Here is a 1449-nt window from a genome sequence, read left to right as displayed (position 1 = left end):
GGGTGCCACCGGCTGCCGTCAGGCGGCAGCGGCCCCCGCGGGCGGTCCCCGGGTGGTGATCGCGTGGACGAGAAGGAGTCGGTGCGGCGTGCGGTCCTTCGAGTCGTCGATGGGGACGACGCCGATCTCTTCGGCCAGGCGTAGCCGGTCGGGGTGGCGGTCGACGATCATCACCTTGCTCGCTCCCTGGATCATCGCCGAATACGCGGCCATCAAACCGACTGGGCCAGCGCCGTAGACCACCATCGAATCGCCGGGTTGCATGTCGGCCAGGCGGGTGCAATGCCATCCGGTGGGAAAGATGTCCGACAGCATCACGTAGTCGGTTTCCTTGTCCTGGGCATCCTCGGGCAGTCGCAGACAGTTGAAGTCGCCGAACGGCACTCGCAGATATTCCGCCTGTCCGCCCCAGAACGGGCCCATCCCCGCGAAACCGAATGCAGCGCCGGCCATCTTCGGATCGGGGTGCACCGTCAGGCAGAATGCGGTCAACCCTTCCTCGCAGTTTCGGCAGAAGCCGCAGCCGATGTTGAACGGCAAGCACACTCGATCCCCTGGCGATACTTTGACCACTGCATTGCCGACTTCGGCGCACAGATCTCGGGTGAAGCGGTACGTACTGACGGTGAAGTCGGTGAAGTGTTCGCGCCCCTGATCGACAGCTTCATCAGCAACTCCTCGAGTACGCCGCGCCTCACCATGCTGGAACGAGAATTGAGGTACCCCGCCGAAATTGCGGGTAAACCTGAAGTTACCTGCCAGGTGTCCGGTCTTTTCGCCGGGAGCGCCAGTCCGCGAGCATGCGCGGCATTTCCGCGGCCATGAAGTCGAAGAAGTCGCGCAGATCTGCCATACGATCGCCGGCCGTCGTTCCTTCACCGAGGACCCGAATGCCCTCGTCCGCCACTGCCGAGACCTGGTAGAGCGAGGACTGTTTCGTGACAAACGCGTCGGCCCACATGTCGACGCTGACGCAGTAGTGCTGACGCCTCGATCCGGGGACGGCCACACGCTCGATCAACCCGACTTGCTGGAGGTATCTGACGGCACCGGAAATGGCGGCGGGGCTCACGCCCAACCGAGATCCGAGATCTCCTGGCGTGGACGAGGGCGTCTCGCTGGTCATCAATGCGGCCCAGACGCGGGCGGGCATCGGCGGAAAACCCATGTCGCTCAGTACGAGTGAGAGTCGCTCGACATAATGGCGGCTCTCGTCCGGTGCAACGGTATGGCTGGTGTCGGTCATCGGAACCCTTCGATCTTTCCTCTTTTTCTATCTTCACACATTTGTGAAATCGGCGTACGGTCAAATTCATGGGTGCGGCAATTTCAGTGAAAAGCCTCGTCAAGACCTTCGGTCCTCGTGAAGCAGCTCCTCGACCAGATGGAGCTCAAGTACGTCGTCGACGACGAGGGAGACCTCGCGGCGCCGTGGGAGCAGTTCCGCAC

The 1449-nt window shown here is 62.5% G+C and carries 1 protein-coding gene and 2 pseudogenes; 1 reads left to right on the top strand and 2 read right to left on the bottom strand.

Features of this window, described 5'->3' with window-relative positions:
* Window positions 1-96: 96 nt before the first annotated feature.
* Window positions 97-597 (bottom strand): annotated as a pseudogene (locus ABT116_RS45950) (alcohol dehydrogenase catalytic domain-containing protein); the annotation flags it as partial.
* A gap of 154 nt (window positions 598-751) precedes the next feature.
* Window positions 752-1246 carry a GbsR/MarR family transcriptional regulator gene (locus ABT116_RS45945; RefSeq protein WP_007728322.1) on the bottom strand — a complete coding sequence of 165 codons (495 nt, stop codon included), beginning with the start codon at window positions 1244-1246 and terminating at the stop codon, window positions 752-754.
* Window positions 1247-1360: 114 nt separating this feature from the next.
* Between ABT116_RS45945 and ABT116_RS45940 the strand changes: the two are divergent.
* Window positions 1361-1449 (top strand): annotated as a pseudogene (locus ABT116_RS45940) (YbjN domain-containing protein); the annotation flags it as partial.

Source organism: Streptomyces sp. NPDC002130, from assembly GCF_040296465.1.
In the GTDB taxonomy this organism is placed as follows: Bacteria; Actinomycetota; Actinomycetes; order Streptomycetales; family Streptomycetaceae; genus Streptomyces.
Note: the sequence above shows the minus strand (reverse complement) of the source record. Positions and strands in the feature narration are given on the sequence as shown.

Excerpts from the sequence above, each read along its gene's own strand:
- ABT116_RS45945 (WP_007728322.1), bottom strand. The coding sequence starts at position 1,246 with ATGACCGACACCAGCCATACCGTTGCACCGGACGAGAGCCGCCATTAT.